The sequence below is a fragment of the Streptococcus lutetiensis genome, from assembly GCF_900475675.1.
In the GTDB taxonomy this organism is placed as follows: domain Bacteria; phylum Bacillota; class Bacilli; order Lactobacillales; family Streptococcaceae; genus Streptococcus; species Streptococcus lutetiensis.
In genome coordinates this window covers 1,680,852-1,705,831 of record NZ_LS483403.1, presented here as the reverse complement: position 1 = coordinate 1,705,831, position 24,980 = coordinate 1,680,852, and the positions used below count along the sequence as shown (strand labels likewise).

General features: G+C 36.5%; 29 protein-coding genes and 1 pseudogene. 29 read left to right on the top strand and 1 reads right to left on the bottom strand.

The genetic code is table 11. The features are described from left to right. Nucleotides 1–114 precede the first annotated feature (114 nt). From mutL to nrdG, 17 genes are all read left to right on the top strand, one after another. Entirely contained in the window at nucleotides 115–2,055 is a 1,941-nt protein-coding gene (gene mutL, locus DQN23_RS08555) for a DNA mismatch repair endonuclease MutL (RefSeq protein WP_020917598.1), read from the top strand. Further along, nucleotides 2,056–2,649 (top strand): Holliday junction branch migration protein RuvA, encoded by a 594-nt coding sequence (gene ruvA, locus DQN23_RS08550; protein WP_020917597.1) that lies wholly within the window; start codon nucleotides 2,056–2,058, stop codon nucleotides 2,647–2,649. A gap of 29 nt (nucleotides 2,650–2,678) precedes the next feature. Beyond that, nucleotides 2,679–3,230 (top strand): DNA-3-methyladenine glycosylase I, encoded by a 552-nt coding sequence (locus DQN23_RS08545; RefSeq protein ID WP_058814328.1) that lies wholly within the window; start codon nucleotides 2,679–2,681, stop codon nucleotides 3,228–3,230. A 200-nt stretch (nucleotides 3,231–3,430) separates the two neighbouring features. After that, the gene (locus DQN23_RS09485) at nucleotides 3,431–3,658 is read left to right on the top strand and encodes an MFS transporter (protein ID WP_233422882.1); all 228 of its coding nucleotides are present in this window, start codon (nucleotides 3,431–3,433) and stop codon (nucleotides 3,656–3,658) included. A gap of 25 nt (nucleotides 3,659–3,683) precedes the next feature. Then, on the top strand, nucleotides 3,684–3,836 hold the full coding sequence (locus DQN23_RS09480) for a hypothetical protein (RefSeq protein WP_233422881.1): 153 nt from the start codon (nucleotides 3,684–3,686) through the stop codon (nucleotides 3,834–3,836). 296 nt (nucleotides 3,837–4,132) lie between these two features. Next, the gene (locus DQN23_RS08535) at nucleotides 4,133–5,392 is read left to right on the top strand and encodes a competence/damage-inducible protein A (protein ID WP_111713037.1); all 1,260 of its coding nucleotides are present in this window, start codon (nucleotides 4,133–4,135) and stop codon (nucleotides 5,390–5,392) included. A 46-nt stretch (nucleotides 5,393–5,438) separates the two neighbouring features. Further along, on the top strand, nucleotides 5,439–6,593 hold the full coding sequence (recA, locus tag DQN23_RS08530; protein ID WP_020917594.1) for a recombinase RecA: 1,155 nt from the start codon (nucleotides 5,439–5,441) through the stop codon (nucleotides 6,591–6,593). A 197-nt stretch (nucleotides 6,594–6,790) separates the two neighbouring features. Beyond that, on the top strand, nucleotides 6,791–7,189 hold the full coding sequence (gene spx / locus DQN23_RS08525; protein ID WP_004233512.1) for a transcriptional regulator Spx: 399 nt from the start codon (nucleotides 6,791–6,793) through the stop codon (nucleotides 7,187–7,189). A 246-nt stretch (nucleotides 7,190–7,435) separates the two neighbouring features. Beyond that, entirely contained in the window at nucleotides 7,436–7,705 is a 270-nt protein-coding gene (locus tag DQN23_RS08520; RefSeq protein ID WP_003066890.1) for an IreB family regulatory phosphoprotein, read from the top strand. After that, nucleotides 7,702–8,121, top strand: a complete 420-nt coding sequence (gene ruvX / locus DQN23_RS08515) for a Holliday junction resolvase RuvX (RefSeq protein ID WP_111713036.1) — start codon at nucleotides 7,702–7,704, stop codon at nucleotides 8,119–8,121. The genes DQN23_RS08520 and ruvX overlap by 4 nt, the downstream gene beginning before the upstream one ends. A gap of 32 nt (nucleotides 8,122–8,153) precedes the next feature. Further along, nucleotides 8,154–8,471 carry a DUF1292 domain-containing protein gene (locus DQN23_RS08510; protein WP_111713035.1) on the top strand — a complete coding sequence of 106 codons (318 nt, stop codon included), beginning with the start codon at nucleotides 8,154–8,156 and terminating at the stop codon, nucleotides 8,469–8,471. Nucleotides 8,472–8,596: 125 nt separating this feature from the next. Then, nucleotides 8,597–8,725: a hypothetical protein gene (locus tag DQN23_RS09545; RefSeq protein WP_260665378.1), complete on the top strand. Its 129-nt coding sequence runs from the start codon at nucleotides 8,597–8,599 to the stop codon at nucleotides 8,723–8,725. Nucleotides 8,726–8,767: 42 nt separating this feature from the next. After that, nucleotides 8,768–10,342, top strand: a complete 1,575-nt coding sequence (locus DQN23_RS08505; protein ID WP_111713034.1) for a glycosyltransferase family protein — start codon at nucleotides 8,768–8,770, stop codon at nucleotides 10,340–10,342. Between the two features lie 100 nt (nucleotides 10,343–10,442). Further along, nucleotides 10,443–12,668, top strand: coding sequence for an anaerobic ribonucleoside-triphosphate reductase (nrdD, locus tag DQN23_RS08500; protein WP_058832874.1), 2,226 nt, complete (start codon nucleotides 10,443–10,445; stop codon nucleotides 12,666–12,668). A gap of 116 nt (nucleotides 12,669–12,784) precedes the next feature. After that, nucleotides 12,785–12,931: a hypothetical protein gene (locus DQN23_RS09110; RefSeq protein ID WP_006531408.1), complete on the top strand. Its 147-nt coding sequence runs from the start codon at nucleotides 12,785–12,787 to the stop codon at nucleotides 12,929–12,931. Between the two features lie 11 nt (nucleotides 12,932–12,942). Continuing rightward, nucleotides 12,943–13,449, top strand: a complete 507-nt coding sequence (locus DQN23_RS08495; RefSeq protein ID WP_020917589.1) for a GNAT family N-acetyltransferase — start codon at nucleotides 12,943–12,945, stop codon at nucleotides 13,447–13,449. A 40-nt stretch (nucleotides 13,450–13,489) separates the two neighbouring features. Further along, the gene (gene nrdG / locus DQN23_RS08490; RefSeq protein WP_020917588.1) at nucleotides 13,490–14,104 is read left to right on the top strand and encodes an anaerobic ribonucleoside-triphosphate reductase activating protein; all 615 of its coding nucleotides are present in this window, start codon (nucleotides 13,490–13,492) and stop codon (nucleotides 14,102–14,104) included. A gap of 548 nt (nucleotides 14,105–14,652) precedes the next feature. On the opposite strand, the gene DQN23_RS08485 is transcribed toward nrdG, so the two are convergent. Further along, nucleotides 14,653–15,264: a TetR/AcrR family transcriptional regulator gene (locus DQN23_RS08485; protein WP_020917586.1), complete on the bottom strand. Its 612-nt coding sequence runs from the start codon at nucleotides 15,262–15,264 to the stop codon at nucleotides 14,653–14,655. Nucleotides 15,265–15,655: 391 nt separating this feature from the next. Here DQN23_RS08485 and DQN23_RS08480 point away from each other — a divergent pair, with 391 nt between their 5' ends. From DQN23_RS08480 to DQN23_RS08435, 12 genes and pseudogenes are all read left to right on the top strand, one after another. Continuing rightward, nucleotides 15,656–15,898 (top strand): hypothetical protein, encoded by a 243-nt coding sequence (locus DQN23_RS08480; RefSeq protein WP_111699135.1) that lies wholly within the window; start codon nucleotides 15,656–15,658, stop codon nucleotides 15,896–15,898. Further along, on the top strand, nucleotides 15,895–17,259 hold the full coding sequence (locus DQN23_RS08475) for a SpaA isopeptide-forming pilin-related protein (protein ID WP_111713033.1): 1,365 nt from the start codon (nucleotides 15,895–15,897) through the stop codon (nucleotides 17,257–17,259). Before DQN23_RS08480 ends, DQN23_RS08475 begins: the two co-directional genes overlap by 4 nt. 48 nt (nucleotides 17,260–17,307) lie before the next feature. After that, nucleotides 17,308–17,592 (top strand): hypothetical protein, encoded by a 285-nt coding sequence (locus DQN23_RS08470; protein WP_020917583.1) that lies wholly within the window; start codon nucleotides 17,308–17,310, stop codon nucleotides 17,590–17,592. Nucleotides 17,593–17,721: 129 nt separating this feature from the next. After that, on the top strand, nucleotides 17,722–18,351 hold the full coding sequence (locus tag DQN23_RS08465) for a hypothetical protein (RefSeq protein ID WP_111699131.1): 630 nt from the start codon (nucleotides 17,722–17,724) through the stop codon (nucleotides 18,349–18,351). A gap of 168 nt (nucleotides 18,352–18,519) precedes the next feature. Beyond that, nucleotides 18,520–19,065, top strand: a pseudogene (locus tag DQN23_RS08460) (class C sortase); the annotation flags it as partial. Nucleotides 19,066–19,228: 163 nt separating this feature from the next. Next, entirely contained in the window at nucleotides 19,229–21,124 is a 1,896-nt protein-coding gene (locus tag DQN23_RS08455) for a M13 family metallopeptidase (RefSeq protein WP_058814318.1), read from the top strand. A gap of 230 nt (nucleotides 21,125–21,354) precedes the next feature. Further along, nucleotides 21,355–22,245, top strand: a complete 891-nt coding sequence (locus DQN23_RS08450; RefSeq protein ID WP_111713032.1) for a helix-turn-helix domain-containing protein — start codon at nucleotides 21,355–21,357, stop codon at nucleotides 22,243–22,245. 565 nt (nucleotides 22,246–22,810) lie between these two features. Beyond that, nucleotides 22,811–23,026 (top strand): hypothetical protein, encoded by a 216-nt coding sequence (locus tag DQN23_RS08445; RefSeq protein ID WP_043895140.1) that lies wholly within the window; start codon nucleotides 22,811–22,813, stop codon nucleotides 23,024–23,026. Nucleotides 23,027–23,075: 49 nt separating this feature from the next. Continuing rightward, nucleotides 23,076–23,288, top strand: coding sequence for an ATP-binding cassette domain-containing protein (locus DQN23_RS09475; protein WP_228380498.1), 213 nt, complete (start codon nucleotides 23,076–23,078; stop codon nucleotides 23,286–23,288). A 42-nt stretch (nucleotides 23,289–23,330) separates the two neighbouring features. Next, nucleotides 23,331–23,555 (top strand): P-loop NTPase family protein, encoded by a 225-nt coding sequence (locus DQN23_RS09470; RefSeq protein WP_228380497.1) that lies wholly within the window; start codon nucleotides 23,331–23,333, stop codon nucleotides 23,553–23,555. A gap of 10 nt (nucleotides 23,556–23,565) precedes the next feature. After that, a complete protein-coding gene (locus DQN23_RS09465) occupies nucleotides 23,566–23,805 on the top strand; it encodes a hypothetical protein (protein ID WP_231997009.1) in 240 nt (79 codons plus the stop codon). Beyond that, complete coding sequence (locus DQN23_RS08435; protein WP_061409008.1) at nucleotides 23,786–24,865, top strand: hypothetical protein; 1,080 nt, start codon at nucleotides 23,786–23,788, stop codon at nucleotides 24,863–24,865. The genes DQN23_RS09465 and DQN23_RS08435 overlap by 20 nt, the downstream gene beginning before the upstream one ends. Nucleotides 24,866–24,980 lie beyond the last annotated feature (115 nt).

Sequence of the window (24,980 nt, the reverse complement as noted above, 5' to 3'; positions counted from 1 at the left end):
AGAGGCAATCTAAAAGCAGATTGCCTTTTTACTTTGTGTTATAATTAAAGGTAAACAATCCTGAATGAAAGGAAAAGGAATGCCGCTTCAAAACTGCATTCTATCAGATAAATTATGAGTAAAATTATTGAGTTGCCAGAGGTTTTGGCCAACCAGATTGCTGCAGGTGAAGTTGTTGAACGACCAGCTAGTGTGGTTAAAGAATTGGTTGAAAATTCGATTGATGCTGGAAGTAGTCAGATTACCATCGAGATTGAAGAATCAGGTCTTAAGAAGATTCAAGTCACTGATAATGGTGAGGGAATTTCTCAAGAGGATGTAGCGTTGAGTTTGCATCGTCATGCTACAAGTAAGATTAAAAGCCAAGCAGACCTTTTTCGTATCAGAACTTTGGGATTTCGCGGTGAGGCCATCCCTTCCATTGCCTCAATTAGCCATTTCACAGTGAAAACAGCGACTGCTGATGAACACTACGGAATGCTTTTAGTGGCAAAAGGGGGCGAGATTGAGCGACAAGAACCAATTTCAACGCCTGTCGGGACAAAAATTACCGTTGAAAATCTTTTTTACAACACTCCTGCTCGTCTTAAGTACATGAAAAGCTTGCAATCAGAGTTGGCTCATATCGTTGATGTGGTTAATCGCTTGAGCCTAGCTCATCCAGAAATTGCCTTTACTTTGATTAATGATGGTCATCAAATGACAACGACTTCTGGGACAGGTGATTTGCGTCAAGCCATTGCTGGTATTTACGGTTTAAATACAGCTAAGAAAATGATTGAAATCTCAAATGCCGACCTTGATTTTGAAGTGTCAGGTTATATTAGCTTACCAGAATTGACGCGTGCCAATCGCAATTACATTACTATTTTAATCAATGGTCGCTACATCAAAAATTTCTTGCTCAACCGTGCGATTTTGGATGGTTACGGGTCAAAATTGATGGTTGGTCGCTTCCCAATTGCTGTCATCGATATTCAAATCGATCCTTACCTTGCTGATGTTAATGTCCACCCAACCAAGCAAGAAATTCGTATCTCAAAAGAAAAAGAACTCATGAGCTTAATCAGTTCAGCTATTGCAGAGAGTTTGCGTGAGCAAGATTTGATTCCAGATGCTCTTGAAAATCTAGCTAAGTCAAGTACACGAGGTCTTCCAAAACCCCAGCAAACGAGTCTGCCTTTAAAACAAACCAACTTTTACTATGATAAGGAACGTCACGATTTCTTTGTGAAATCAGATACGGTTGAAGAAGAGCCAGTGCAGTTGTTTAATGAGGTTGACAAAGGTGTCAATCCAGTTGACAAGCAATCTTCGGTTAGGTATGCACAGCGTTCAGCGGCAGATCAAGAGTATGATGAGCATGATAGTCTTGATTTTAAAAATAAAACGAAAATCAATCGTATGATTGAAAGTCTTGATAAGGAGGAAATCTCTACTTTCCCTGAGTTAGAGTACTTTGGGCAAATGCACGGTACTTATCTTTTTGCACAAGGTAATGGTGGGCTTTATATCATTGACCAGCATGCGGCGCAGGAACGTATCAAGTATGAGTATTATCGTGACAAAATTGGCGAAGTTGATGACTCATTACAACAGTTGCTGATGCCATATCTGTTTGAATTTTCTGGGGCAGATTTCATCAAACTTCAAGAAAAAATGGAGCTTCTAAAGCAAGTTGGTATTAATTTAGAACCATACGGCAATAACACTTTTATCCTTCGTGAGCATCCTATTTGGATGAAGGAAGGGGAGATTGAGACAGCTGTTTATGAAATGTGCGACATGTTACTGTTGACCAATGAAGTTTCTGTCAAGAAATACTGTGCTGAGTTAGCGATTATGATGTCATGTAAACGATCAATCAAGGCTAACCATACCCTTGATGACTATTCAGCCCGACAACTCATCGTTCAATTATCACAATGTAAGAATCCTTATAACTGCCCACACGGACGTCCAGTGCTTGTTAATTTCACCAAGTCAGACATGGAAAAGATGTTCCGTCGTATTCAAGAAAATCATACAAGTTTAAGAGAGTTAGGAAAATACTAAATGTACGATTATATCAAAGGAAAATTAACTAAAATTACTGCAAAATACATTATTATTGAAGCAGGGGGATTAGGCTATATTGTCAACGTTGCCAATCCGTACAGCTTTTCAGATGTGATGAATCAAGATATCCAAGTCTACCTTCATCAAGTAATTCGTGAAGATGCTCAACTTTTGTTTGGCTTTCATACTGAAGACGAAAAGGCTGTTTTTCTTAATCTGATTTCAGTTTCAGGGATTGGTCCTACAACAGCGCTAGCTATTATCGCGGTGGATGATAACGAAGGTTTGGTTAATGCCATCGACACAAGCAACATTAAATACTTGATGAAATTCCCAAAAATCGGGAAAAAAACTGCCCAACAAATGGTTTTGGATTTGGCAGGAAAATTTGTCGATGTTTCTGTGGAAAATGGCAAAGCTTCTCAGACCAAAACGGCAGCAAACGAGCAGCTTGAAGAAGCCATGGAAGCTCTTTTGGCACTTGGATATAAAGCAGCAGAGCTTAAGAAAATCCGTAAGTTCTTTGAAGGCACAAATGAAACAGCAGAACAATACATCAAATTAAGCCTTAAGATGTTGATGAAAGGCTAAGAATCAAGGAATTTTAGGAGATGTTTCACATGAAACGTTGTAGTTGGGTAAAAGAAAGTAATCCTTTATATGTTACTTACCACGATACGGAGTGGGGAAAGCCACTGCACGATGATCAAGCACTGTTTGAACTTTTATGTCTTGAAACGTATCAAGCTGGACTTTCGTGGGAGACCATTCTTAATAAACGCGCCTCATTTAACCAAGCCTTCTATGATTATGATGTAGCAAAGGTAGCGCAGATGTCTGATGATGAACTTGAGGCTTTGTTGCAAAATCCAGCAATCGTTCGAAATCGTCGTAAGATTTATGTGACCAGAAGTAACGCACAGGTGTTTATGAAGGTTCAAGAGGCATTCGGTTCTTTTGATGCTTATCTCTGGTCTTGGGTTGATAACACACCTATCGTAAATGATGTTGAGGATTATGCGACCTTTCCTGCCAGCACGTCTTTATCTGAAGAGCTTTCTAAGGATTTAAAAAAACGAGGTTTCAAATTTGTCGGACCTGTCTGTGTTTATTCCTTTCTTCAGGCGGCAGGTTTGGTTAATGACCATGAAGTCGACTGTGATTTTAAATAATGATAAAGCATCTGAAAACGTCATTCAGGTGCTTTTTATGGCTTTTTAAAAATTGACAACAGTGTCAAGTAGCGTCAACGCTTCTTTACACCTTGTCTTTAAAAACTGGTGCTATTGCTTGATAAAATAAGGATTTTTTGTTGATATTCCCTGTAAAAGGTTGTATCTTAATAGGAAAACCAAATCAAGGGTAGGTGGAGATGATGACAATCATTAGGAGAAATACTTTTGTTTATTTGCTAGCAAATTTTTTAGTGATAGTAGCTTATTCCATGCCACATTCGATTTTAACGGTTATTTTATTGGCAAAGGGATTAAGTGTATCGCAAATTTTACTCATTCAATCTGCTTATAGTATTGCGATTGTCTTATTTGAACTTCCAAGTGGTTTGTTGGCGGATAACCACTCACGGAAAAAATCTTTATAGCTTATCTAAGGTATTTTTGATTGTCATGTTTTTGATTGTGCTTTTCAGCTATAACTTTTACATGATTTTTGGTGCTTGGTTTTGTTATGGGATAGCTGCCGCTCTGGATAGTGGAACTCTTGATGCTTATATTATTAACCAATTAAAACTGGCTCATCGTGAAAGTGACCTTCAATGATTTTTGGCGCTTAGCAATCGTTTGGAAATCATTGGGCTTCTAATTGGGAGTAGTTTAGGTGGTATCCTTTATCAATTCATCGGTATCAATATTTATGTCCTTAGAACGACTTTTTTAGCGGCTTCAACCTTGGTTAGCTTTTTCTTTTTTAAGATAAAAAGAAATTGACAAGCTTGTAAAGATTATTGACAGCCTTTTTCTGTAGTTAGGCTGTCATTTTTTGCAAAAAGTCATTAATTTTCAGTATTTTTTGATAGAATAAAACTAAATTACGAATAGATAAGTAGGTGGCAATTATGAAAGCTGAGATTATCGCTGTAGGAACAGAGATTTTAACAGGACAAATCACAAATACCAATGCGCAATTTTTATCTGAAGAATTTGCCAAGTTAGGGATTGATGTTTTTTTCCAAACAGCTGTTGGGGACAATGAAGAGCGTCTTTTGTCTATCATTGATTTGGCAAATAAGCGTAGCGATTTAGTTGTTCTCTGTGGTGGTTTAGGACCAACTGAGGATGATTTGACAAAGCAAACCTTAGCAAAATATTTAGGGCGTAACCTGGTCTTTGATGAACAGGCAAGTAAACGTCTAAATGAGTTCTTTGCGACACGTCCTCAATTTACAAGAACAGCTAACAATGAACGCCAAGCTCAACTGATTGAAGGTTCAACTCCTTTGCAAAATAGCACTGGTTTGGCTGTAGGTGGAGTGATTGAAGTTGACGGCGTCACTTATGTTGTTCTTCCTGGCCCACCAAGTGAGCTTAAGCCCATGGTCTGGGATTATTTAGTGCCTTTGTTATCTAGCGACCATAAGCAACTTTATTCACGTGTTTTGCGTTTCTTTGGCATTGGAGAAAGCCAACTGGTAACTGTTTTATCAGATTTGATTGACAACCAAACTGATCCAACCATTGCGCCATATGCTAAGACAGGTGAAGTAACGCTGCGTTTGTCAACGAAAGCAGACGACATTGAATCAGCTAAGGAAAAACTAGACCAGCTAGAGCAAAAAATTCTTTCTAAGAAGACTTTAAATAGCATTCCGCTTGAGAATTTGCTTTATGGTTACGGTGATGACAATAGTATGGCGCGTGTTGTTTTTGATTTGCTTAAGAAAAAACACAAGACCATTACAGCTGCAGAAAGTTTAACAGCAGGGCTGTTTCAATCAAGTATTGCAGACTTCTCAGGCTCTTCATCAGTCTTTAATGGTGGTTTTGTGACTTATAGCATTGAAGAAAAATCAAAAATGCTTCAGATTCCATTAGAAAAGTTGCAAGAACACGGGGTTGTTAGTCACTTTACAGCTGAGAAAATGGCTGAGCAATCTCGCAAGTTAACAGATGCTGATTTTGGGATTGGATTGACAGGAGTTGCAGGACCAGATAGCTTAGAAGGTCACCCAGCAGGAACAGTTTTCATTGGTATTGCTACTAGAGAAAAAGTTCATTCTATTCGTGTTCTCATAGGTGGACGAAGACGTTCAGACGTGCGTCATATTGCATGTTTGTATGCTTTTAACTTGGTACGTCAAGCTTTATTACAGGATTAAATTCTGCTATAATAGAGCTAGTTTGAACAAACAGAAAGGGAAAAATTTGGCTAAAAAGACAAAGAAAACAGAAGCTATCACGAAGAAATTCGGTGATGAGCGTAAAAAAGCACTTGATGATGCTTTGAAACTAATTGAAAAAGATTTTGGTAAGGGAGCTGTTATGCGCCTTGGTGAACGCGCTGAACAAAAAGTTCAAGTGATGAGCTCAGGTAGTTTGGCTCTTGATATCGCTCTTGGTGCAGGTGGTTACCCTAAAGGGCGTATCATTGAAATCTACGGTCCTGAAAGTTCAGGTAAAACAACGGTTGCCCTTCATGCTGTAGCACAAGCCCAAAAAGAAGGCGGTATCGCAGCCTTTATCGATGCTGAACACGCCCTTGACCCAGCTTATGCAGCGGCCCTTGGTGTTAATATTGATGAACTTCTTTTGTCACAACCTGACTCAGGAGAACAAGGTCTTGAAATCGCTGGAAAATTGATCGATTCAGGTGCTGTTGACCTTGTTGTTGTCGACTCTGTTGCCGCCCTTGTTCCACGTGCCGAAATCGATGGTGATATTGGTGATAACCACGTTGGTTTGCAAGCTCGTATGATGAGTCAAGCTATGCGCAAGTTATCAGCATCTATCAATAAAACAAAAACAATTGCTATCTTTATCAACCAGTTGCGTGAAAAAGTTGGTGTTATGTTTGGTAACCCAGAAACTACACCTGGTGGTCGTGCCCTTAAGTTCTACTCTTCAGTTCGTTTAGATGTGCGTGGAAACACACAAATTAAAGGTACTGGTGACCAAAAAGATAGCAACATTGGTAAAGAAACTAAGATCAAAGTTGTTAAAAATAAAGTCGCTCCACCATTTAAAACTGCAGAAGTGGAAATCATGTATGGTGAAGGAATTTCGCGTACTGGTGAATTGATTAAAATCGCTAGTGACTTGGATATCATTAAAAAAGCTGGTGCTTGGTTCTCTTACAATGGTGAGAAGATTGGTCAAGGTTCTGAAAATGCTAAGAAATATTTGGCAGATCACCCAGAAATCTTTGATGAAATCGACCACAAAGTTCGTGTTCATTATGGACTTGTTGAAGAAACTGAAGATGAAAAAGCAGCAAAACTTTCTGAAGAATCAGCAGCAACTACTGAAAATGTAGATGAAGTTATTCTTGATTTGGATGATACGATTGAAATTGAAGAATAATTTTGAAAGCACTTTAAAGCTTGAAACGATGTGTTTCAGGCTTTTTTGGTTATTTGTGGCTCAAAAGTCGTTAATTTTTGCAAAAAAATAACTCTTTTTAATTGACTTTTCGAAAAAAATAGGTCTTAGGTCCCATGTGCTCCATTATGTATGTGTGCTATAATACAACTATCATGGGATAGAAAGTGAGAGTGCATATGATTAAAATTTACACAATTTCAAGTTGTACAAGCTGTAAGAAAGCCAAAACATGGCTCAACGCTCATCAGCTCCCTTATAAAGAACAGAATTTAGGAAAAGAACCACTATCACGAGAAGAAATCTTAGCGATATTAACAAAAACAGAAAACGGTATTGAAAGTATTGTTTCATCTAAAAACCGTTATGCAAAAGCACTTGACTGCGATATTGAGGAATTAAGTTTAAGTGAGGTTATCGACCTTATCCAAGCTAATCCACGTATCCTAAAAAGCCCAATTTTGATTGACGATAAACGTCTTCAAGTTGGTTATAAAGAGGATGATATCCGTGCTTTCTTGCCACGCTCAATTCGTAATGTGGAAAATGCTGAAGCTCGTCTTCGCGCAGCTTTGTAATATATTATATAGTAGAAAAGATGCCTTTAGGTGTCTTTTTTTAACTCTTAATTAGTATGAAATAAAGCTTAAAAAGTGTAAAAATGAAAAAGTTTACATTCTCTTTATGTCAGCTTTTCTGACCACTTTTGCTAAAAATGATTAAGAATCTGAATAAACTTTGGTTAAATAAAGTCAGATTCTTGTTAAATCTTAGTGAATAAGCTATAATAATTGGTGACAGCTATTTAGAAAGAAGGTGTAAGTATGGGATTTACAGATGAAACTGTACGCTTTAATTTAGACGATAGCAACAAGAAAGAAATTAGTGAAACTTTAACAACGGTTTATCGCTCTCTTGATGAAAAAGGTTATAACCCAATTAATCAGATTGTAGGTTATGTTCTAAGTGGTGACCCTGCTTATGTGCCTCGTTACAATGATGCTAGAAATCAGATTCGTAAATACGAACGTGACGAAATTGTTGAAGAGCTTGTCCGCTATTATCTCAAAGGAAATGGAATCGATTTGAAATGAGAATCATGGGACTAGATGTCGGCTCGAAGACTGTTGGTGTGGCAATTAGTGACCCACTTGGCTTTACAGCACAAGGCGTAGAAATTATTAAAATTGATGAAGAAGCTGGCGAGTTTGGCTTTGGAAGACTTGGAGAGTTAGTTAAACAGTATAAAGTTGATAAGTTTGTGGTTGGTTTACCTAAGAATATGAACTATACTGAAGGACCTCGTGTAGAAGCAAGTAGGGCTTACGGTGATCAAATTAAAGAACTTTTCAATATTCCTGTGGATTATCAAGATGAACGTTTAACAACTGTTCAAGCAGAACGTATGTTAGTAGAACAGGCTGACGTTAGTCGTGGTAAACGTAAAAAAGTTATCGACAAATTAGCTGCACAGCTTATTTTGCAAAATTATTTAGATAGAATGTTTTAATCTAATCATTAACTCATTTAAAGGAGAATATTATGGCACATAACCATAACCATGATTATAACCATGATCACGAACATGAAGTTATTACACTTGTGGACGAACAAGGTAATGAAACTCTTTTTGAAATTCTTTTGACAATCGACGGTCGCGAAGAATTCGGTAAAAACTATGTTCTTTTGATACCAGCAGGTGCTGAAGAAGATGAACAAGGTCAAATTGAAATTCAAGCTTACTCATTCACTGAAAATGAAGATGGTACTGAAGGTGACCTTCAACCAATCCCTGAAGATTCAGATGCTGAATGGGATATGATTGAAGAAGTCTTCAACAGCTTCTTGGATGAAGACTAAGTTTGTACGATGAGAGGTTAGAAGTATTCCTAGCCTCTTTTTTGTTAGTATTGAACTCTCTACTAAGGAAGCCCAAAAGTGGCTTTTTTTATTTTACGAATAAGTAAAATAAAGGAGGTTATTTTATGGACAAAAATAGTCGTTTAAGTAAAGAAGAAAAGGATTTCCTAAAACGCTACCAATCCAATTGCCATCACCGTTTTAGGGAACTTTTAGCTTACTGTACTATCCTTAGTAAATTGACTAATGATTAGTTTTTGTTATACTTAGAGTATGACAATTCAAGGAGAGAATAAGTGAATACATCAGAACAAGCAAATGTAGATCAGACCGCTGTGTCATCATACAGTCGTTCATCTCGTAAAATCGGTGAAGTTAGCAGTCATCTAGAACCTTCTAGACGAACAAAAGTACCTCAACCTCATAAACTTTATATTTTGTTATTGAGTGTTTTGGTGAGCTGCTTATCAGTAGCCGTGCCAATGTGTACAGACATGGCAAATAGCCTACAATCACAAAATCTTTATATTGGATTAATGTTTACACAAGGACATCTTCCATTTACAGATATGTTTGCGACAGGTGGTTTCTTGTACTATGCAGTGATTGCCTTGGCTTATTACCTTGGTTCAACGTTGTGGTTGGTTCCAATTCAAATCGTTACTTTCTATTTATCAGGAACCTATTTCTATAAATTGGTTAACTATTTCACCAACAGCCAACGTGTGGCAGTGGCATTTAGTGGGGCTTTTTATCTACTTAATGTTGCCCTTGGTTTTGGTGGTTTGTATCCTATCCAATTTGCAATGCCTTTTGTTATGGTCTCATTGTGGTTCTTAACAAAATATTTTGCTGATATTATCAAGGATGAAGCTTTTATTTTATATGGATTTGCGGGCGCTGCAGCTATGCTTCTAGAACCACGTACTTTGGTGTTCTGGGCGCTTTCTTTCCTAACAATTATTGTCTTTAATTTGAAACAAAGACATTTTGCGCGTGGTTTTTACCAATTGTTGTGTATCATTTTCGGTACTATTTTAGTCTTTTACACAGCTGGATACTTTATCTTGAATGCGCAGGTATTGTCACCTTATATTACACAAGCTATTGTTTACCAATTTACTAATTTTGCAGTAAGTGATGGTAATTTGATTTTGACATTGTTGTTCCAACTTGTATTGGCTTTGGCATCAGGGCTTTTACTTGGTGCGGTGTCATTTGGAAAAGTTGTCAAAGGTGAAGACAAGGTAGCTAAATGGCTTATTTTACTAGTCTTTATCGTCTTCTTTGCGATTGATTTATTTACACAAAGTTATCAATTCTATAACTTATTGGCAGCACTGCCTTTTGGTTTGGTGTTGACTGCTATCGTTTTGGGTGAACAATATCAACGTAGTTTGACTAAAATATCACACCGTCGCAGAAAAGCATCAGACAATGCTGGAATTTTTGGTTTATATCTTAAACGTCACTTCTATTTGCCAATTTTAGTGCTTGTCTTTGGTGTTGGGCAGCCTTTGGTGCACACTGTTTTATCTGCTAATGCCAATAGTGAACGTGGTATCATTGCAACTTATCTTGCCAAAAATACGACAAAAGATGATACTGTTTACGTTTGGGACGACTCATCTAAAATTGGAATCAATAGTAAACTAGCAAGTAGTTCACAATTTACATCTCCAGTTGTGAATACCGCTAAATCTGCTAATGAAAAAGTTTTAGAAGATGAATTGCTACAAAATATGGGGTCATATATTGTGGTCAATAAGGACCAAAAAATTTCTGATTCACTTAAAAATAATTTTTCTTCTAACTATGAAGAGGTCCAAATCGGCGGTATTACAGGATTTACCATCTATCATAAAAAATAAAGAAAAACGCAATATCTTGTGGTCAACAAAAAAAGCTGCCACAAGATATTGATTTTTTTTTGTCCCGTGTTATAATAGACGAGTAAGAAGGAGTGTTCATATGATTACATTAGAAAAAGAAAAAATTGCTGCACAACCTACTGTAAAAGTTATCAAACGCGATGGACGTTCTGTAAACTTTGATTCAGATAAAATTTATAATGCTTTGGTTAAAGCAAGCAATAATGTGACAAAAATGTCACCGGTTGTTGAAGCAAAATTGGAAACTATTTCAGATAATATCATCGCTGAAATTTTTGATCGCTTCAAAGACAACGTCAAAATTTATGAAATTCAAAATATCGTTGAGCATGAACTTTTAGAAGCTAATGAATATGCAATTGCTCAAGAATATATTAATTATCGTACAAAACGCGATTTTGCACGCTCTCAAGCGACAGATATCAACTTTTCGATTGATAAACTTTTGAACAAAGATCAAACTGTCGTTAATGAAAACGCTAACAAGGACAGTGAAGTCTTCAATACACAACGTGACTTGACTGCAGGTATCGTTGGTAAATCAATCGGTCTTAAAATGTTGCCAGCTCACGTTGCTAATGCTCACCAAAAAGGTGATATTCATTTCCACGATCTTGATTACAGCCCATATACTCCAATGACAAACTGTTGTTTGATTGACTTCAAGGGAATGTTGGGTAACGGCTTTAAGATTGGTAATGCTGAAGTTGAAAGTCCAAAATCAATCCAAACAGCAACAGCACAAATTTCACAAATCATCGCTAACGTTGCGTCAAGTCAATACGGTGGTTGTACAGCAGACCGTATCGATGAATTCTTGGCACCATATGCTGAACTCAACTACAAAAAGCACTTAAAAGATGCTGAAGAATGGGTTGCTGAAGACCGCCGCGAAGACTACGCACGCACAAAAACGAAAAAAGATATCTACGATGCAATGCAAAGTCTTGAATATGAAATTAATACTTTGTTCACATCAAATGGACAAACACCATTTACATCACTTGGTTTTGGTCTTGGTACAAACTGGTTTGAACGTGAAATTCAAAAAGCTATTCTTAAAATTCGTATCCAAGGTCTTGGTAGCGAACACCGTACAGCTATCTTCCCTAAACTTATCTTCACATTGAAGAGTAGTCTTAACCTTGAAGAAGGCACACCAAACTACGATATCAAACAATTAGCTTTGGAATGCGCAACAAAACGTATGTATCCAGATGTGCTTTCATACGATAAAATTGTTGAATTGACTGGTTCATTCAAAGCACCAATGGGATGTCGTTCATTTCTTCAAGGATGGAAAGATGAAAATGGTGTTGAAGTGAACTCAGGCCGTATGAACCTTGGAGTTGTTACAGTTAACCTTCCACGTATTGCTATGGAATCGCATGGTGATATGGATAAATTCTGGGAACTTTTCAACGAACGTATGGGAATTTGTAAAGATGCGCTTGTTTACCGTGTTGAACGCGTTAAAGAAGCTACTCCAGCAAATGCTCCAATCCTTTACCAATATGGTGCTTTTGGTAAACGTCTTGGTAAATACGATAACGTTGATGAACTTTTCCGTCACCGTCGTGCCACAGTATCACTTGGTTACATCGGTCTTTACGAAGTCGGTACAGTCTTCTTCGGACCAGAATGGGAAACTAACCCAGAAGCTAAAGAATTCACAGTTGACATTATCCGTAAGATGAAAGATTACTGTGTTAAATGGTCAGACGAATACGATTATCACTTCTCAATCTATTCAACACCATCTGAAAGTTTGACAGACCGCTTCTGTCGTCTTGATACTAAGAAATTTGGTATTGTTAAAGATATTACAGATAAAGAATATTACACAAACTCATTCCACTATGATGTACGTAAGAACCCAACACCATTTGAAAAATTGGACTTTGAAAAAGTTTACCCAGAAGCTGGTGCAACTGGTGGATTCATTCATTATTGTGAATATCCAGTTCTTCAACAAAATCCAAAAGCTCTAGAAGCTGTTTGGGATTATGCTTATACACGTGTCGGATACCTTGGTACAAATACACCAATCGACCGTTGTTATAAATGTGGTTTTGAAGGAGACTTCACACCAACAGAACGTGGATTTGTTTGTCCAAACTGTGGTAACAGCGATCCAAAATCAGTAGATGTTGTTAAACGTACTTGTGGATACCTTGGTAACCCTCAAGCTCGTCCAATGGTTAATGGTCGTCACAAAGAAATTTCTGCTCGTGTTAAACACATGAATGGATCAACAATTAAAAACCCTGGCGACTACCATATGCACAAAGATAAGAGTTGTTAATAAGACTCGTTAACCAATAATTATGGTTTAGACAGTTTCATGACATATTGAAGCTGGAGACGCTTGTCCCAGCTTCTTTATTATATTGATAAAAAACTTGAAGAAAGGAAAAAATCGTGGGAAAATACCAATTAGATTATAAAGGCATGCAACAAGTCGAGCGTTTTCATGAAAAACATTCAACTGCTAAAGGTAATAAAAAAGCGCGTGTCAATGAATTGAAAGCACAATTTTTGGAAAAAGCGAAGAAAAAAAGTAAATAAGAGGTAAGCTTATGCAATTACGAAGACCTGAATTATCAGATAAAGCAGCCGTTATTGAGATGATGAAAGAGTTTGAAATGAGCCAGTCTGCCCACGATGGTGGTTTCTGGGATGTGGATAACTTTGATTACGAGGATTGGCTTGAAAGCAATCGCCTGAGTGAGATGGGGATTAATGTGCCTGAAAACTTTGTTCCAGCTGTTCAGTTTGTATCTTTTTCTGATGATGGTAGGGCTTTAGGATTTTTGCATTTGCGCTTACGTTTAAATGAGAATCTTTTGAAGCAAGGTGGACATATTGGGTATTCTATCCGTCCATCTGAACGTCGTAAAGGATATGCTAAAGAACAGCTACGCTTAGGTTTGTTAGAAGCGAAGAAGAAAAACATCACTAAAGCTTTGGTCACATGTCATGATGACAATGAAGGTAGCCATAAGGTAATATTAGCCAATGGTGGCCAGCTTGAAGATGTTTTAGATGCTGTTGAGCGTTACTGGATAAGCTTGGAGACTGATTAATCAGTATAAATAGAAATAAAAAGATAGAAGGAAGGCTAGGATGGAAGAAAAAAATTGGAATACTCCCAAGCCTGGTGAATGGAGGTCAGAAGAATTAAGTCAAGGTCGCGTTATCGATTATAAAGCCTATAACTTTGTTGATGGTGAAGGGGTACGTAACTCCCTTTATGTGTCAGGTTGTATGTTCCACTGTAAAGGGTGTTATAATGCTGCGACTTGGTCATTTAAGGCAGGGCAACCTTACACGAAAGAGTTAGAAGAGCAAATTATGGCTGACTTGGCGCAGCCCTATGTTCAAGGCTTGACGCTTCTTGGCGGTGAACCTTTCTTAAACACAGGATTTCTCTTACCATTAATTAAGCGCGTGCGCCGAGAACTTCCTGAAAAAGATATTTGGTCTTGGACTGGATATACTTGGGAAGAAATGATGCAAGAAACACCAGATAAACTAGAAATGCTAAGCCTAATTGATATTTTGGTAGATGGTCGCTTTGATATCACTAAGAAAAACTTGATGCTACAATTCCGTGGGTCATCTAACCAACGTATTATTGATGTTCAAAAGTCTTTGAAAGCCGGAAAAGTTGTGATTTGGGATAAATTAAATGATGGTGATCAAAAATTTGAACAAGTTAGTCGTGAAGACTTACTATAAATGTGGAAAAAGAAGCTGATTTTCAAGAATCGGCTCCTTTTTTTGTCCAAAATAAGCTAAAAATTGAAGTTATTAACAGTAAGTTTTCCAAAAATTTGGATAGCTCTCAAAGATTGATATAAAGGCATTTCTTATTAGTTTATACACAAGTTATCCCCAGTATATAACCACACTTATACACAACTTGTGAATAACTCTGTGTAAATTGTGTAAAAATAAGCGAATTTTCAAGCTATTTTTCTATTTCTAATAAAAAAAGCTTAAATAAGGTGAAATTTTCATGCAAAAAAGCTGGTAACGGTCAATTTACCGACTTTTATCTATTTTAGATTTCCAAAGGAAAGCTATTATCAGCGGGAACACAAAATAAAGACTGGGTTTATCAAGCAAGTTTTACTGAACGATTTCCTTTTAATCTGTGGATAAGTTAAGACTATTATTGATTGTTTAGCTAACTAAGCATTGAATTCTTGTCAACTTTATAGTAAAAAGGTGTCAAGAAAGGTGGTTATAGGCATGATTACGAAAATTTCAGAAAATAAATATCCCTATCTTTTATTTCTTATCTTCGTATGTTCTTCTGAAGGGGCATTGAAGTAACTAGGGATAGAATTAAAAAGAAGGGATAAGTTTTTTGCAATGAGTTCAGGTTCTTCAGGCTCATCTTTACTTAGCCAAAATTGTAGAATGTTAAGATAAGCACCGAATAAACCTTTGGAAATGTAATCGATGTTGCTATCTACGGTATCATCAACACACCATGGCAGGTTAATGTTTTTGTAAATTTGAGCAGATTTTTGATTGAATTTTTCTGTAAGTAGTGCAAAGTGACCACTTTCAACAAGTGATGAAATAAAGGCTTTGTTTTTATACATAAAATTCAAAGTAACTAAGAATACATCTTCAGGTTTTTTTGCCACGATAAAGTTATCGCGTTGAAGGTAGTATCCTTTGACAAAGTTTTCTAGACAGAAATCCATTAAGTCTGCTTTATCATTAAAGTAGCGATAAAATGTTCGACGTGAGATAGTGGCCCTGTCTAAGATTTGATAGATAGTGATTTTGTCATAATGTCGTTCAGTAATCAGTAGATAAAGTGCTTTTGATAAACGTTGTTTAGTTTCTAAAACTTGTTGGTGTTTTTTTGATAAATTTGTCATAAACAATCCTCTACTTGAATGATGTAATATTTCTGAAAAGACCAAAAATTATACCTAATCATCTTAGCATTGTAACATAAAGAAAAAAATTAAGCTACATCAATCCTACGAAAATAACGATATTTGACTTTAGATATTTATCATCGTTAGCTTTCCTAACAATGATTAGGGACTAAATATTAAGAAAATTAGAACTAGGAAACAAAATCTAAAAAAGTATCACTTTATTCTAACGGATGATTTCAAATCAAGTAAAAATATTGTTCTGCAATATTAGTCAACGGCTAAGCTAAATGGCAATGCTAATATTGATTTCTGGAATACGATTAGTTCTGCTGACCATTCCAGCCAAGCTAAGTATCACCATACTGATAATTCAAATGTTATCAAAATGGACGGTGATGAAAATCATGCAACTACTAAGAAAACTAGCACGGATGGTGTTGTTACTTGGAAAGTTAAGGTTAATTTGAGTGATGATGCTAAGACTATGACGGTAACAGATAATTTACCAAATGGTATTCACCTAACCGGTCTGGTTTTTGGTCGTCACTACAGTCAAACACCTGCAACGATTTCTGGTAATAGCATTTCAGCTATAACTGGTCAGTATGAGTGGGGGCTACGAACATGAAGGTCGATGGGAGCATTTCAGGTGATAATGTTGTCACATTGAATTTCTCAACAACTGATGTTAGAACCCTTAAACAAAGCATTGGTCATAACAATGATTTTTGGTTAACTTACACGACAGCTTACGATAAGTTACCTGAAGCAGGTAAGAAAGTAACAGATACTTTAACTAATACGGTTTCTGTTCTTGTTGACGGTAATAAAGATTACGGTTCAGATAGTCAAACTCCAATCATTACCTTTGGTAAAGACAAGCAAGTTGTCAAACCAATTACTAAGACAGGTAGCTGGGATAACATCAACCGTATCTTGCACTACAGTTTATCAATTAACTCAGAAGCTGAGGATTTAGTAGATGGTACTGATAAGTTAACCTTGACAGATGTCATGAGTATTTACGGGACGGACATATCTCTTGCTTTAAACCAAGCTTCCGTTAAGCTTTATTATGCTGACAGCAATCAAGAAGTTCCTTCTAGTGATTGGTCTTGGAAAGTGTCATCAACAGATGATGGTTGGGGTAATTTAACAAGTACTTTAACCATTAATCTAAAAGATGAGATAGCTTATAAGCTGAAATATGATTACACTTTGATTAAGAAAAATCCAGATTTAATAGCTACTTATTGGCCTAAGAATACGACAACTTTATCAGGAGTTAGTGATGGTTCTACTGATACGACAACCGCCGTAGCTTGGCAAAGAATTGGTACTGATGCTGGTATTGATACTGAGCATGCCTATGTTATCAACAAAGTTGATTCAAGTAACTATGCTAAAGGGCTTGAAGGTGCGGTTTTTACAGTTTGTAAGGCTGATGGTGATTGTGATGATAGCAATGATGAAGTGGTCGGAGAATATGTCAGTGATGAAAATGGACATATTTCGATTTCAAAAACACTGATGGAAGCAGGTAAATGTTATCAAGTTTATGTTCCGTTTCTTGGAGGGATTACAGTAGGTTGGATCTATCTAAAAGAAAATTTTGAAGATAATCAAGCCTATTATTTCAAAGAAACCTCTGCGCCACTTGGTTATGAATTACCTAAGAATCCAGAAAAGCATTATTTTTACTATTCTCCAAATGAATGTGATGCTTATGATGATTATTATAAAAAGGTATATGGAGCTGTAAACTTAGCCAAGACGAGTGCTTCGATTTATGTTGAAAATAAAAAGATCAAGCAAATGAACTTAACCGTTAAAAAAGAATGGTTAAAATCTAACGGCACTAAAACTGAGCGTACGGATGGTTCAATCACTTATGACGTGATTCAGGTAGCGACAAATCAATGTGGTTACTCTTTCGAATCTGTTTATAAAGCTGGTGAAGTATTGACCCATGCTGATAACTGGACGTGAACATATAAGAATTTACCAGTTTCTGGTAAGGACGACTGTGGTAATAAAGTGGGTTACACTTACTATGTTAAAGAAACATCGTCTGTTCCTGGCTATAATACTGTTTATTCAAATGGTTATAAGACCTCTGATAATCCGGCTGATACGAAAATAGGTGCTGAGGATGGTCAGATTACCATTAAAAATAAAGCTCAGAAGCAATATGAATTGCCTGAGACTGGTGGTAGTGGTGTGGAGATGCACTATGTGATTGGTGCAAGCTTGGCACTGCTCTCCCTAGGATTAATCACCCTAAAAATTTACAGAGATTATCAAAAAGGAGGTGACTCCTGATGATAGAGTTCCTGGTAAAGGTGGTGATGTCTGATTCACTACTGTAAGGATTTAGGTTATGACTTCAATTTTGGAGTTTACACAATTTAGTTTTTGTTTAAAAAAAGAAAGAAGGAAAAGGATTTTACAATGAAGAAATTTAAGCTATTCTTAGCAGCTTTTGTTGCTACGCTTTTCGCATTCGTTGGTGTGAAAGTATCCGCTTATACTATTACAATTAATAATGTATCAAAAGATCACACTTATGAAGCTTACCAAATTTTTGGTGGTGATCTCTATAAAGAAAACGGTGCAAAGACACCGACACTTTCAAATATTCACTGGGGTTCTGGTGTAAATGAAAATGGCTTCACATACGACGGTAAATCAGATGCTGCTAAAATTGCTGAAAAACTTTCAGGTCAAGCATTTGACTCAGAAACTGCAAAAGATTTCGCAAAGAAAGCTAGCAAACATCTTGCAACTGCAGCTACATCTAAAGAAAGTACTAGTGATACAGTTGAGCTTACAGTAGATGCCCCTGGTTATTACTTGGTAAAAGATAAAGATGGCTCACAAGATAGTAAAAATGGAGCTTATACTCGTTTTATGTTGCAAGTAACTGGTGCAGAATCTGTCGAAGTTAAAAATGACGTTCCAACTGTTCAAAAGAAAATAAAAGAAAATTCAAACTCTAAGTGGCAAGATGCTGCTGATTATGATATGGGTGATACTGTTCCATTCCAATTGACAGCAGAATTACCTAAAAAAACATGTTGATGATTATAATCACTACTATGTAGAATTTACAGATACTGGTAAAACTCCAAAAGATACTGTAAAAGTTTTCACCTACCAAACAATTATTAACAAAGTTGACCAAGATGGTAATAAATTGAAAGGTGCCGACTTCACACTTTACAAAGACGGTAAAGAATTTAAACCAGTGATGTGACTGGTACAGGAATTATAGCTTATGTCAAAATTCCAAAGATTAACACGACTTTGCCAATCTACCATGGTACGGATGATGCGATTTTGCAGGTAGCCGTTGGGCATATTCCTGGAACATCTTTACCAGTTGGTAGCAAGGGAATACACGCTGTGATTTCAGGTCACCGTGGTTTGCTATCGGCTAAGCTCTTTACAGACATCGACCGTTTGGTTGATGGTGATACCTTCATGATTTAGGTCTTAGATGAAACCTTGACTTATGAGGTTGACCAAATTCTGACGGTCTTGCCAGATGATGTTTCAGCGCTAGCCATTGACCCAAATCAAGATTATGTAACCTTGGTAACGTGTACGCCTTATGGTGTTAATAGTCACCGTCTCTTGGTGCGTGGTCACCGTATTCCAATTAAAATTAAGAATGCGCGTGTGATTTCTGAGGCTAGTCGTGTTGAACCGTTATTGGTTGCACCGATTTTAGCAATCTTTATCTTCATTTTGCTTTTGTTGGTGATTACCGTTTATCGTAAACTGCGATACTAAGTTGTGAGTTATCCAAAAGTTGGCTTAGAGATAGGCTGGCTTTTGGATTTTTTGTTTGGGCGATAAAAGCAGAGCTTGGATATTTTATCTTTGAAAATCCTTGTAACTGTTATTCTTCTGAATTTTTGATAGAATATTCTTAACAGATTAGAAGGAGATTCCTATGACTCGATACCAAGATGATTTTTATGAAGCCGTCAACGGCGAATGGGAAAAGACAGCTGTCATTCCTGATGATAAACCGCGTACTGGTGGTTTTTCAGATTTAGCTGATGAGATTGAAGACTTAATGTTAGCAACTACAGATGAGTGGTTGGCTGGTAAAAATCTTCCAGACGATAGCATTTTGCAAAATTTTGTTAAATTCCACCGCATGACATCAGATTATGAAAAACGTGAAGCTGTTGGTGTAGCACCAGTTCTTCCTTTGATTGAAGAATATAAGAAATTGGCTTCTTTTGCAGATTTTGCCGGACAAATTGCGGATTTTGAAATGGCTGGAAAACCAAATGAATTTCCATTTGGTGTGGCGCCGGATTTCATGAATGCGCAGCTTAATGTTTTGTGGGCAGATGCACCTGGAACAATTTTGCCTGATACAACTTATTACGCTGAAGACAACGATAAAGGTAAAGAATTGTTAGCGACATGGCGTCAGATGCAAGAAGAATTGCTAGCAAAATTTGATTTTTCAGCAGAAGAAATCAAAGATTTGCTGAATAAAACCATCGAACTTGATGCCAAATTAGCTAAATATATCTTGTCACGTGAAGAATCTTCTGAGTATGTTAAGCTTTATCATCCTTATGACTGGGCTGATTTTACCAAACTAGCACCAGATCTTCCTTTGGATAGGATTTTCACACAAATTCTTGGGGAAATTCCTGACAAAGTCATTGTTCCAGAAGAACGTTTTTGGAAAGAATTTGCGGCAGAATATTATTCTGAAAAGAACTGGGAATTGCTTAAAGCAGATTTGATTGTTTCAGCAGCGACAAGCTACAACAGCTATTTGACAGATGAGATTCGAGTGCTTTCAGGGACTTACAGTCGTGCTCTTTCAGGAACACCACAAGCCATGGATAAGAAGAAAGCAGCTTATTATCTAGCATCTGGTGCGTATAGCCAAGCTCTTGGTCTTTGGTATGCAGGTCAAAAATTCTCACCTAAAGCAAAAGCTGACGTAGAACATAAGGTTGCAACGATGATTGATGTTTACAAGAAACGTCTAGCATCCGCAGATTGGTTAGCCAAAGAAACTCGTGATAAGGCTATTGTGAAATTAAATGTCATCACTCCTCATATTGGTTATCCGGAAAAATTACCAGAAACTTATGCGAAGAAAATCATTGATGAGTCTTTGTCGCTCGTTGAAAATGCACGTAACCTTGCTAAAATTTCTATCGCACACAGCTGGAGCAAGTGGAACAAGCCTGTTGATCGTAGTGAATGGCACATGCCAGCTCACATGGTAAATGCTTATTATGACCCACAACAAAACCAAATCGTCTTCCCAGCGGCTATCTTACAAGCTCCATTTTATAGCTTGGAACAAAGTTCATCTGCTAACTATGGTGGGATTGGAGCGGTTATCGCCCATGAAATCTCACATGCTTTTGATACCAACGGTGCTTCATTTGATGAAAATGGTAGCCTAAACAATTGGTGGACAGAAGCAGATTACACAGCCTTCACGGAACGTACTGATAAAATCGTTGAACAATTTGAGGGGCTAGATTCTTATGGCGCTAAGGTCAATGGTAAATTGACAGTCTCTGAAAATGTGGCTGACCTTGGTGGTGTGGCTTGTGCGCTTGAAGCAGCAAAACAGGATGACGATTTCTCAGCACGAGATTTCTTTATCAACTTTGCAACCATTTGGCGCATGAAGGCACGTGATGAATACATGCAAATGCTAGCAAGCATTGATGTGCACGCGCCAGCCAAACTTCGTACCAATGTCACATTGCCAAACTTTGATGACTTCCATGAAGAATTTGACATCAAAGCAGGTGACCCAATGTGGCGTGCACCAGAAAATCGAGTGATTATTTGGTAAGTCGTTACCGATAAAATCGTTAGAAACAAGAACTTGATTTAACCAAGTTCTTGTTTTTTGCTATTCCTTTTTTAAAAATGTGATACAATAAACATTAGTATGCCTAGAATATACCTAGATTTTTAATATAGAAATATAGACTATGATTTTTCTAAGTTGTTTGGGATAATAGCTAAAGACCTTTCTTGCTGGGAGAATTTGAAAATCATAGATTCAAAAAAGGAGACTGTATGAAACTCGAAAAATCAATGCAATTGGGTGAACTTTATCGTGAACTGCGAATCGCGCGTGGTTTGAAACTAAAAGACGTTGCACGAGAAAATCTCTCTGTATCTCAACTCTCACGTTTTGAAAATGGCCAATCTATGCTTGCCGCAGATAAACTCTTAATCGCCATTTCAGGCATCCACATGACCTTCGCAGAATTTGGACACGCGATTAACAACTATCAAGAACCAAAATTATATCATTTGGTAAATAAAGCCGCAGAGCTATACAATAAGCAAGATGTTGAAGGGTTACGTGGCTTATTGGAGTCAGATATGGAGACTGAGGTTTTTGATGTTTATAATCGCTTAACAACGTTAATCATTAAAACATACATATATACACTTGATTCGACATATACGATAACAGAAGAAGAGAAGAATTTCCTGACATCTTACCTTTATGAAATTGAAGAATGGACAGAATATGAACTTTTTATTTTTGGAAATACTATGTCAATTTTATCTGAGTCAGACTTAATTTTTTTGGGAAAAGCATTTGTTGATAGGGATAAAGTATTCTTATCTATTCCAAGTCATAAGAAGAATGCAGAAATTGTTTTTTTAAACTTAATTTTATTATTAATTAGTTACCGAAAAATTTATCAGGCTAACTATTTCATTGAATGTCTAGAAAAAATTTTGACTTATCAAGACATGTTTGCAATAACTAGTTTAAAATTTCTGAAAAAAATTATATCTCACATAGAAAATGATTCAAGTAATTTTTCTGATTTAGAATACTTTTTAAAATGTGTTGAAGAAATTGGGAATCCGACTTTAATTGCATTTTTAAAGATGCAATTAAAAAGTATTTTTGAATCCCCAAAAGATGAAACTTCTAATTTAAATTAGGAAAAATACCCCTACGGCAAAAATAGGCACAACTAGAATTAGCTTCGTCAATTGTTTAGCAGTTTTTTTCAATGTGAACATAATAAGTATCCTCCAAATTTTATATATTACGTATTATTCATAAGTTTTGTGAGTAACAACATTTCTTAGGGCAGGGGAAGGGATGAATGTTATTACTTGGGGCTGATTGATTATTTTGAATGGGTTTTACGGGTAATATACAAAGAATGGAAGTACCAGAACGACTCTTTTAAGTAATGGTTTAAGGGTTAGTTTAAGCATTAGTAGTATCCTCCTTAATGTTATGTCTTCATTGTATCAGCGAAAATATTAAAATCGGTTTATTTGCAAATACGCAAATAAACTTTTTTTGTTAAGCAAATATACAATTTTCAGAAATCTTAACTTTCGGATGATATGATGTTGGTGTAATCTGTTTAAATAGTTTACGTTATCGGTAATTATTTTTCGAAAAAGAACACCTGATAGATAAGAGTGATTTGTCATTTGTATGGGCATTTTTTGTCCTCTTATTTTTAAAAAGTTGAAAGGAAAACATAAGATTATGTTAGGACTTATGGACAACTACTTGGTTGCTTTGCAAGCTAAATATGCTTCAAAAGTGACTGTTAAGTGGGTTTGGGCAGTTTGCGCTCTTATTTCTGTCATTGCAGTCATTGGTTATGCGGCTTATTGTACGTCACGATCAGGGAATTTTACTGGCGGAATCAAGTTAGGTGTTCCTGATGTTATTCATGTAACATTTAACTGTACTAAATAATATCGCTCTTCTCTTTATTTTTAAGAGAAGGTGTTAGAATAAGGAATTTATGATTAAGATTGAACACTTATCTAAAACATATAAGCGCTTGGTTTTAAATGATATTTCAGTGACTTTTCCTGAAAGACAAGTGAGTGTTATTGTTGGTATTAATGGCAGTGGAAAGACGATATTTCTAGATTGTGTCGTTGGTTTCAAACGCCCGAGTGAAGGTGAGATTTGGATCGACGGTCACCATAATCAATCTGATGCCTTCAAGTAGCAAGTCTTTTACATTCCATCTGATTTTTATCTTCCGGATTACATGACAGGAAATGAATACATTCAATTTGTTTTGGCGCGTTATCCAAATGCAGACCTTGATAAGGTTGATTCTTTCTTTAAATTATATGATTTGAAGGAAGCTAAGCATCAGCTGTTAGAGTCGTATTCTTTTGGGATGAAAAAGAAAGTTCAAATTATCGCTGCTGTCTTATCAAATGCTCCTTATGTTTTAGGAGATGAATTTTTTAAATGGCTTGGATTTTGAAACCACTTTGATGACAGTAAAACTCGTTCAGGCTTTACTTGGTCATTGCAGTCTTGTCTTAATTTCACATAATACGACCATAATCAATCACTTTTGTGACCATATCTTTTTGATGTCTAATGGGAAATTAGTCCCTTTTACTGGTGATGCTAGTCAATTGAAAGCAGAGGTGTTACGCACGGAGTCTGTTCATGATAAAATCACGTTCATTCAAAGATACGCAACTTTTGATGACAATGTTTCTAAATAATGCTTTGAAAGGTTTCTTAAATCGCCCGATTTTCAAATCAAAATGGGTAAGACGTTCCTTTGTCACTTTCCTATACCTGCTTTATATTTTGTATTATCTCTACAACATGAAAGAGCTGGCAAAAATATCATCCATCAGAACAAATGTTCCTCTTGCTATTTTGGAAACTGGGCAGAAACAAATCTTTTTTAGCTATTTCAGCAATACTCTTGTCTTGGGTTGCTTGTCCTTTCTTTTTATTGAGGCAACCTTGGCTTTGGATAAGATATCTTTGTATTTCGTTAAAGCTTTACCATTTCGAAAGCGTGATATTCAAAGGGCTTACTCTTTGTTTCGTTTGTTGCTAATGGTTGGGATTTATGAATTAGTCATGATCATTGCAACGCCTGCTATCAAGTTGGTTACAACTTCTGTGGGAGATTTTGGCTTGTTTTTCCTTAGTCAACATTTTTCATTCTTTCTTGTTATCATCAGCTTAGAAGGCTTATTTTTAGGGCTAGATAGGCTTTTGCAAAGTCAGATAAAACACTTGCTTGTGATTAAACTACTCCTAGCAAATTTAATTTTAATAACTAGTTTGGCTTATTTCTTTCAATGGCGTTATGCACTAGAATCACGATTAGCTTCTTCTCCATTTTCCATTCATGAGTTGATTCTAGGGGCATTCCTTGGTAGTTTTGGCTGTCTAGTTGTCGTTGTTTATTTGCTTTTACATTTGCCTTTGGCTGACACTTTAGTTACTAGTCGCAGTCGCTTTATTAAAGTACCTGTTCTTGATAAAGTCACCTTTCGTTATAAAACAAATTGGTATTACTTGATTTTTCCTGTGATTGTTATTGACATTATGGCTTATCAGAGTGGTGTAAAAGCAGTTCTGGCAGTCTTACCAACATTACTTGCGTTTAATGGCTTATTATTACTTTCACATGGCGATAGCACAGAGGATTTCCGAAATCAGTATAATCTCCTGAGGATTACAGTATGGGAAGAATACTTTGGTCAGTATTTACTTCTTGTATTGTTGGAAATACCTTTATTGATTTGCTTTGCCTTTCATTGAGCTACCATTAACCAAGTGATGGTGTCAGTTGCTTTTGCTCAATCAGCTTTTATGCTGGGCTATCTTTTCCCAAAATCACGCGGAAATCTCAATGAGATCACGTCAATGTTTTTAT

Bases quoted from the DNA above. Each gene is read 5' to 3' on its own strand.
- mutL (WP_020917598.1), top strand. From the start codon at position 115: ATGAGTAAAATTATTGAGTTGCCAGAGGTTTTGGCCAACCAGATTGCT.
- ruvA (WP_020917597.1), top strand. From the start codon at position 2,056: ATGTACGATTATATCAAAGGAAAATTAACTAAAATTACTGCAAAATAC.
- DQN23_RS08545 (WP_058814328.1), top strand. From the start codon at position 2,679: ATGAAACGTTGTAGTTGGGTAAAAGAAAGTAATCCTTTATATGTTACT.
- DQN23_RS09485 (WP_233422882.1), top strand. From the start codon at position 3,431: ATGATGACAATCATTAGGAGAAATACTTTTGTTTATTTGCTAGCAAAT.
- DQN23_RS09480 (WP_233422881.1), top strand. From the start codon at position 3,684: ATGTTTTTGATTGTGCTTTTCAGCTATAACTTTTACATGATTTTTGGT.
- DQN23_RS08535 (WP_111713037.1), top strand. From the start codon at position 4,133: ATGAAAGCTGAGATTATCGCTGTAGGAACAGAGATTTTAACAGGACAA.
- spx (WP_004233512.1), top strand. From the start codon at position 6,791: ATGATTAAAATTTACACAATTTCAAGTTGTACAAGCTGTAAGAAAGCC.
- DQN23_RS08520 (WP_003066890.1), top strand. From the start codon at position 7,436: ATGGGATTTACAGATGAAACTGTACGCTTTAATTTAGACGATAGCAAC.
- ruvX (WP_111713036.1), top strand. From the start codon at position 7,702: ATGAGAATCATGGGACTAGATGTCGGCTCGAAGACTGTTGGTGTGGCA.
- DQN23_RS08510 (WP_111713035.1), top strand. From the start codon at position 8,154: ATGGCACATAACCATAACCATGATTATAACCATGATCACGAACATGAA.
- DQN23_RS09545 (WP_260665378.1), top strand. From the start codon at position 8,597: ATGGACAAAAATAGTCGTTTAAGTAAAGAAGAAAAGGATTTCCTAAAA.
- nrdD (WP_058832874.1), top strand. From the start codon at position 10,443: ATGATTACATTAGAAAAAGAAAAAATTGCTGCACAACCTACTGTAAAA.
- DQN23_RS08495 (WP_020917589.1), top strand. From the start codon at position 12,943: ATGCAATTACGAAGACCTGAATTATCAGATAAAGCAGCCGTTATTGAG.
- nrdG (WP_020917588.1), top strand. From the start codon at position 13,490: ATGGAAGAAAAAAATTGGAATACTCCCAAGCCTGGTGAATGGAGGTCA.
- DQN23_RS08485 (WP_020917586.1), bottom strand. From the start codon at position 15,264: ATGACAAATTTATCAAAAAAACACCAACAAGTTTTAGAAACTAAACAA.
- DQN23_RS08480 (WP_111699135.1), top strand. From the start codon at position 15,656: ATGGACGGTGATGAAAATCATGCAACTACTAAGAAAACTAGCACGGAT.
- DQN23_RS08475 (WP_111713033.1), top strand. From the start codon at position 15,895: ATGAAGGTCGATGGGAGCATTTCAGGTGATAATGTTGTCACATTGAAT.
- DQN23_RS08465 (WP_111699131.1), top strand. From the start codon at position 17,722: ATGAAGAAATTTAAGCTATTCTTAGCAGCTTTTGTTGCTACGCTTTTC.
- DQN23_RS08455 (WP_058814318.1), top strand. From the start codon at position 19,229: ATGACTCGATACCAAGATGATTTTTATGAAGCCGTCAACGGCGAATGG.
- DQN23_RS08450 (WP_111713032.1), top strand. From the start codon at position 21,355: ATGAAACTCGAAAAATCAATGCAATTGGGTGAACTTTATCGTGAACTG.
- DQN23_RS08445 (WP_043895140.1), top strand. From the start codon at position 22,811: ATGTTAGGACTTATGGACAACTACTTGGTTGCTTTGCAAGCTAAATAT.
- DQN23_RS09475 (WP_228380498.1), top strand. From the start codon at position 23,076: ATGATTAAGATTGAACACTTATCTAAAACATATAAGCGCTTGGTTTTA.
- DQN23_RS09470 (WP_228380497.1), top strand. From the start codon at position 23,331: ATGACAGGAAATGAATACATTCAATTTGTTTTGGCGCGTTATCCAAAT.
- DQN23_RS09465 (WP_231997009.1), top strand. From the start codon at position 23,566: ATGACAGTAAAACTCGTTCAGGCTTTACTTGGTCATTGCAGTCTTGTC.
- DQN23_RS08435 (WP_061409008.1), top strand. From the start codon at position 23,786: ATGACAATGTTTCTAAATAATGCTTTGAAAGGTTTCTTAAATCGCCCG.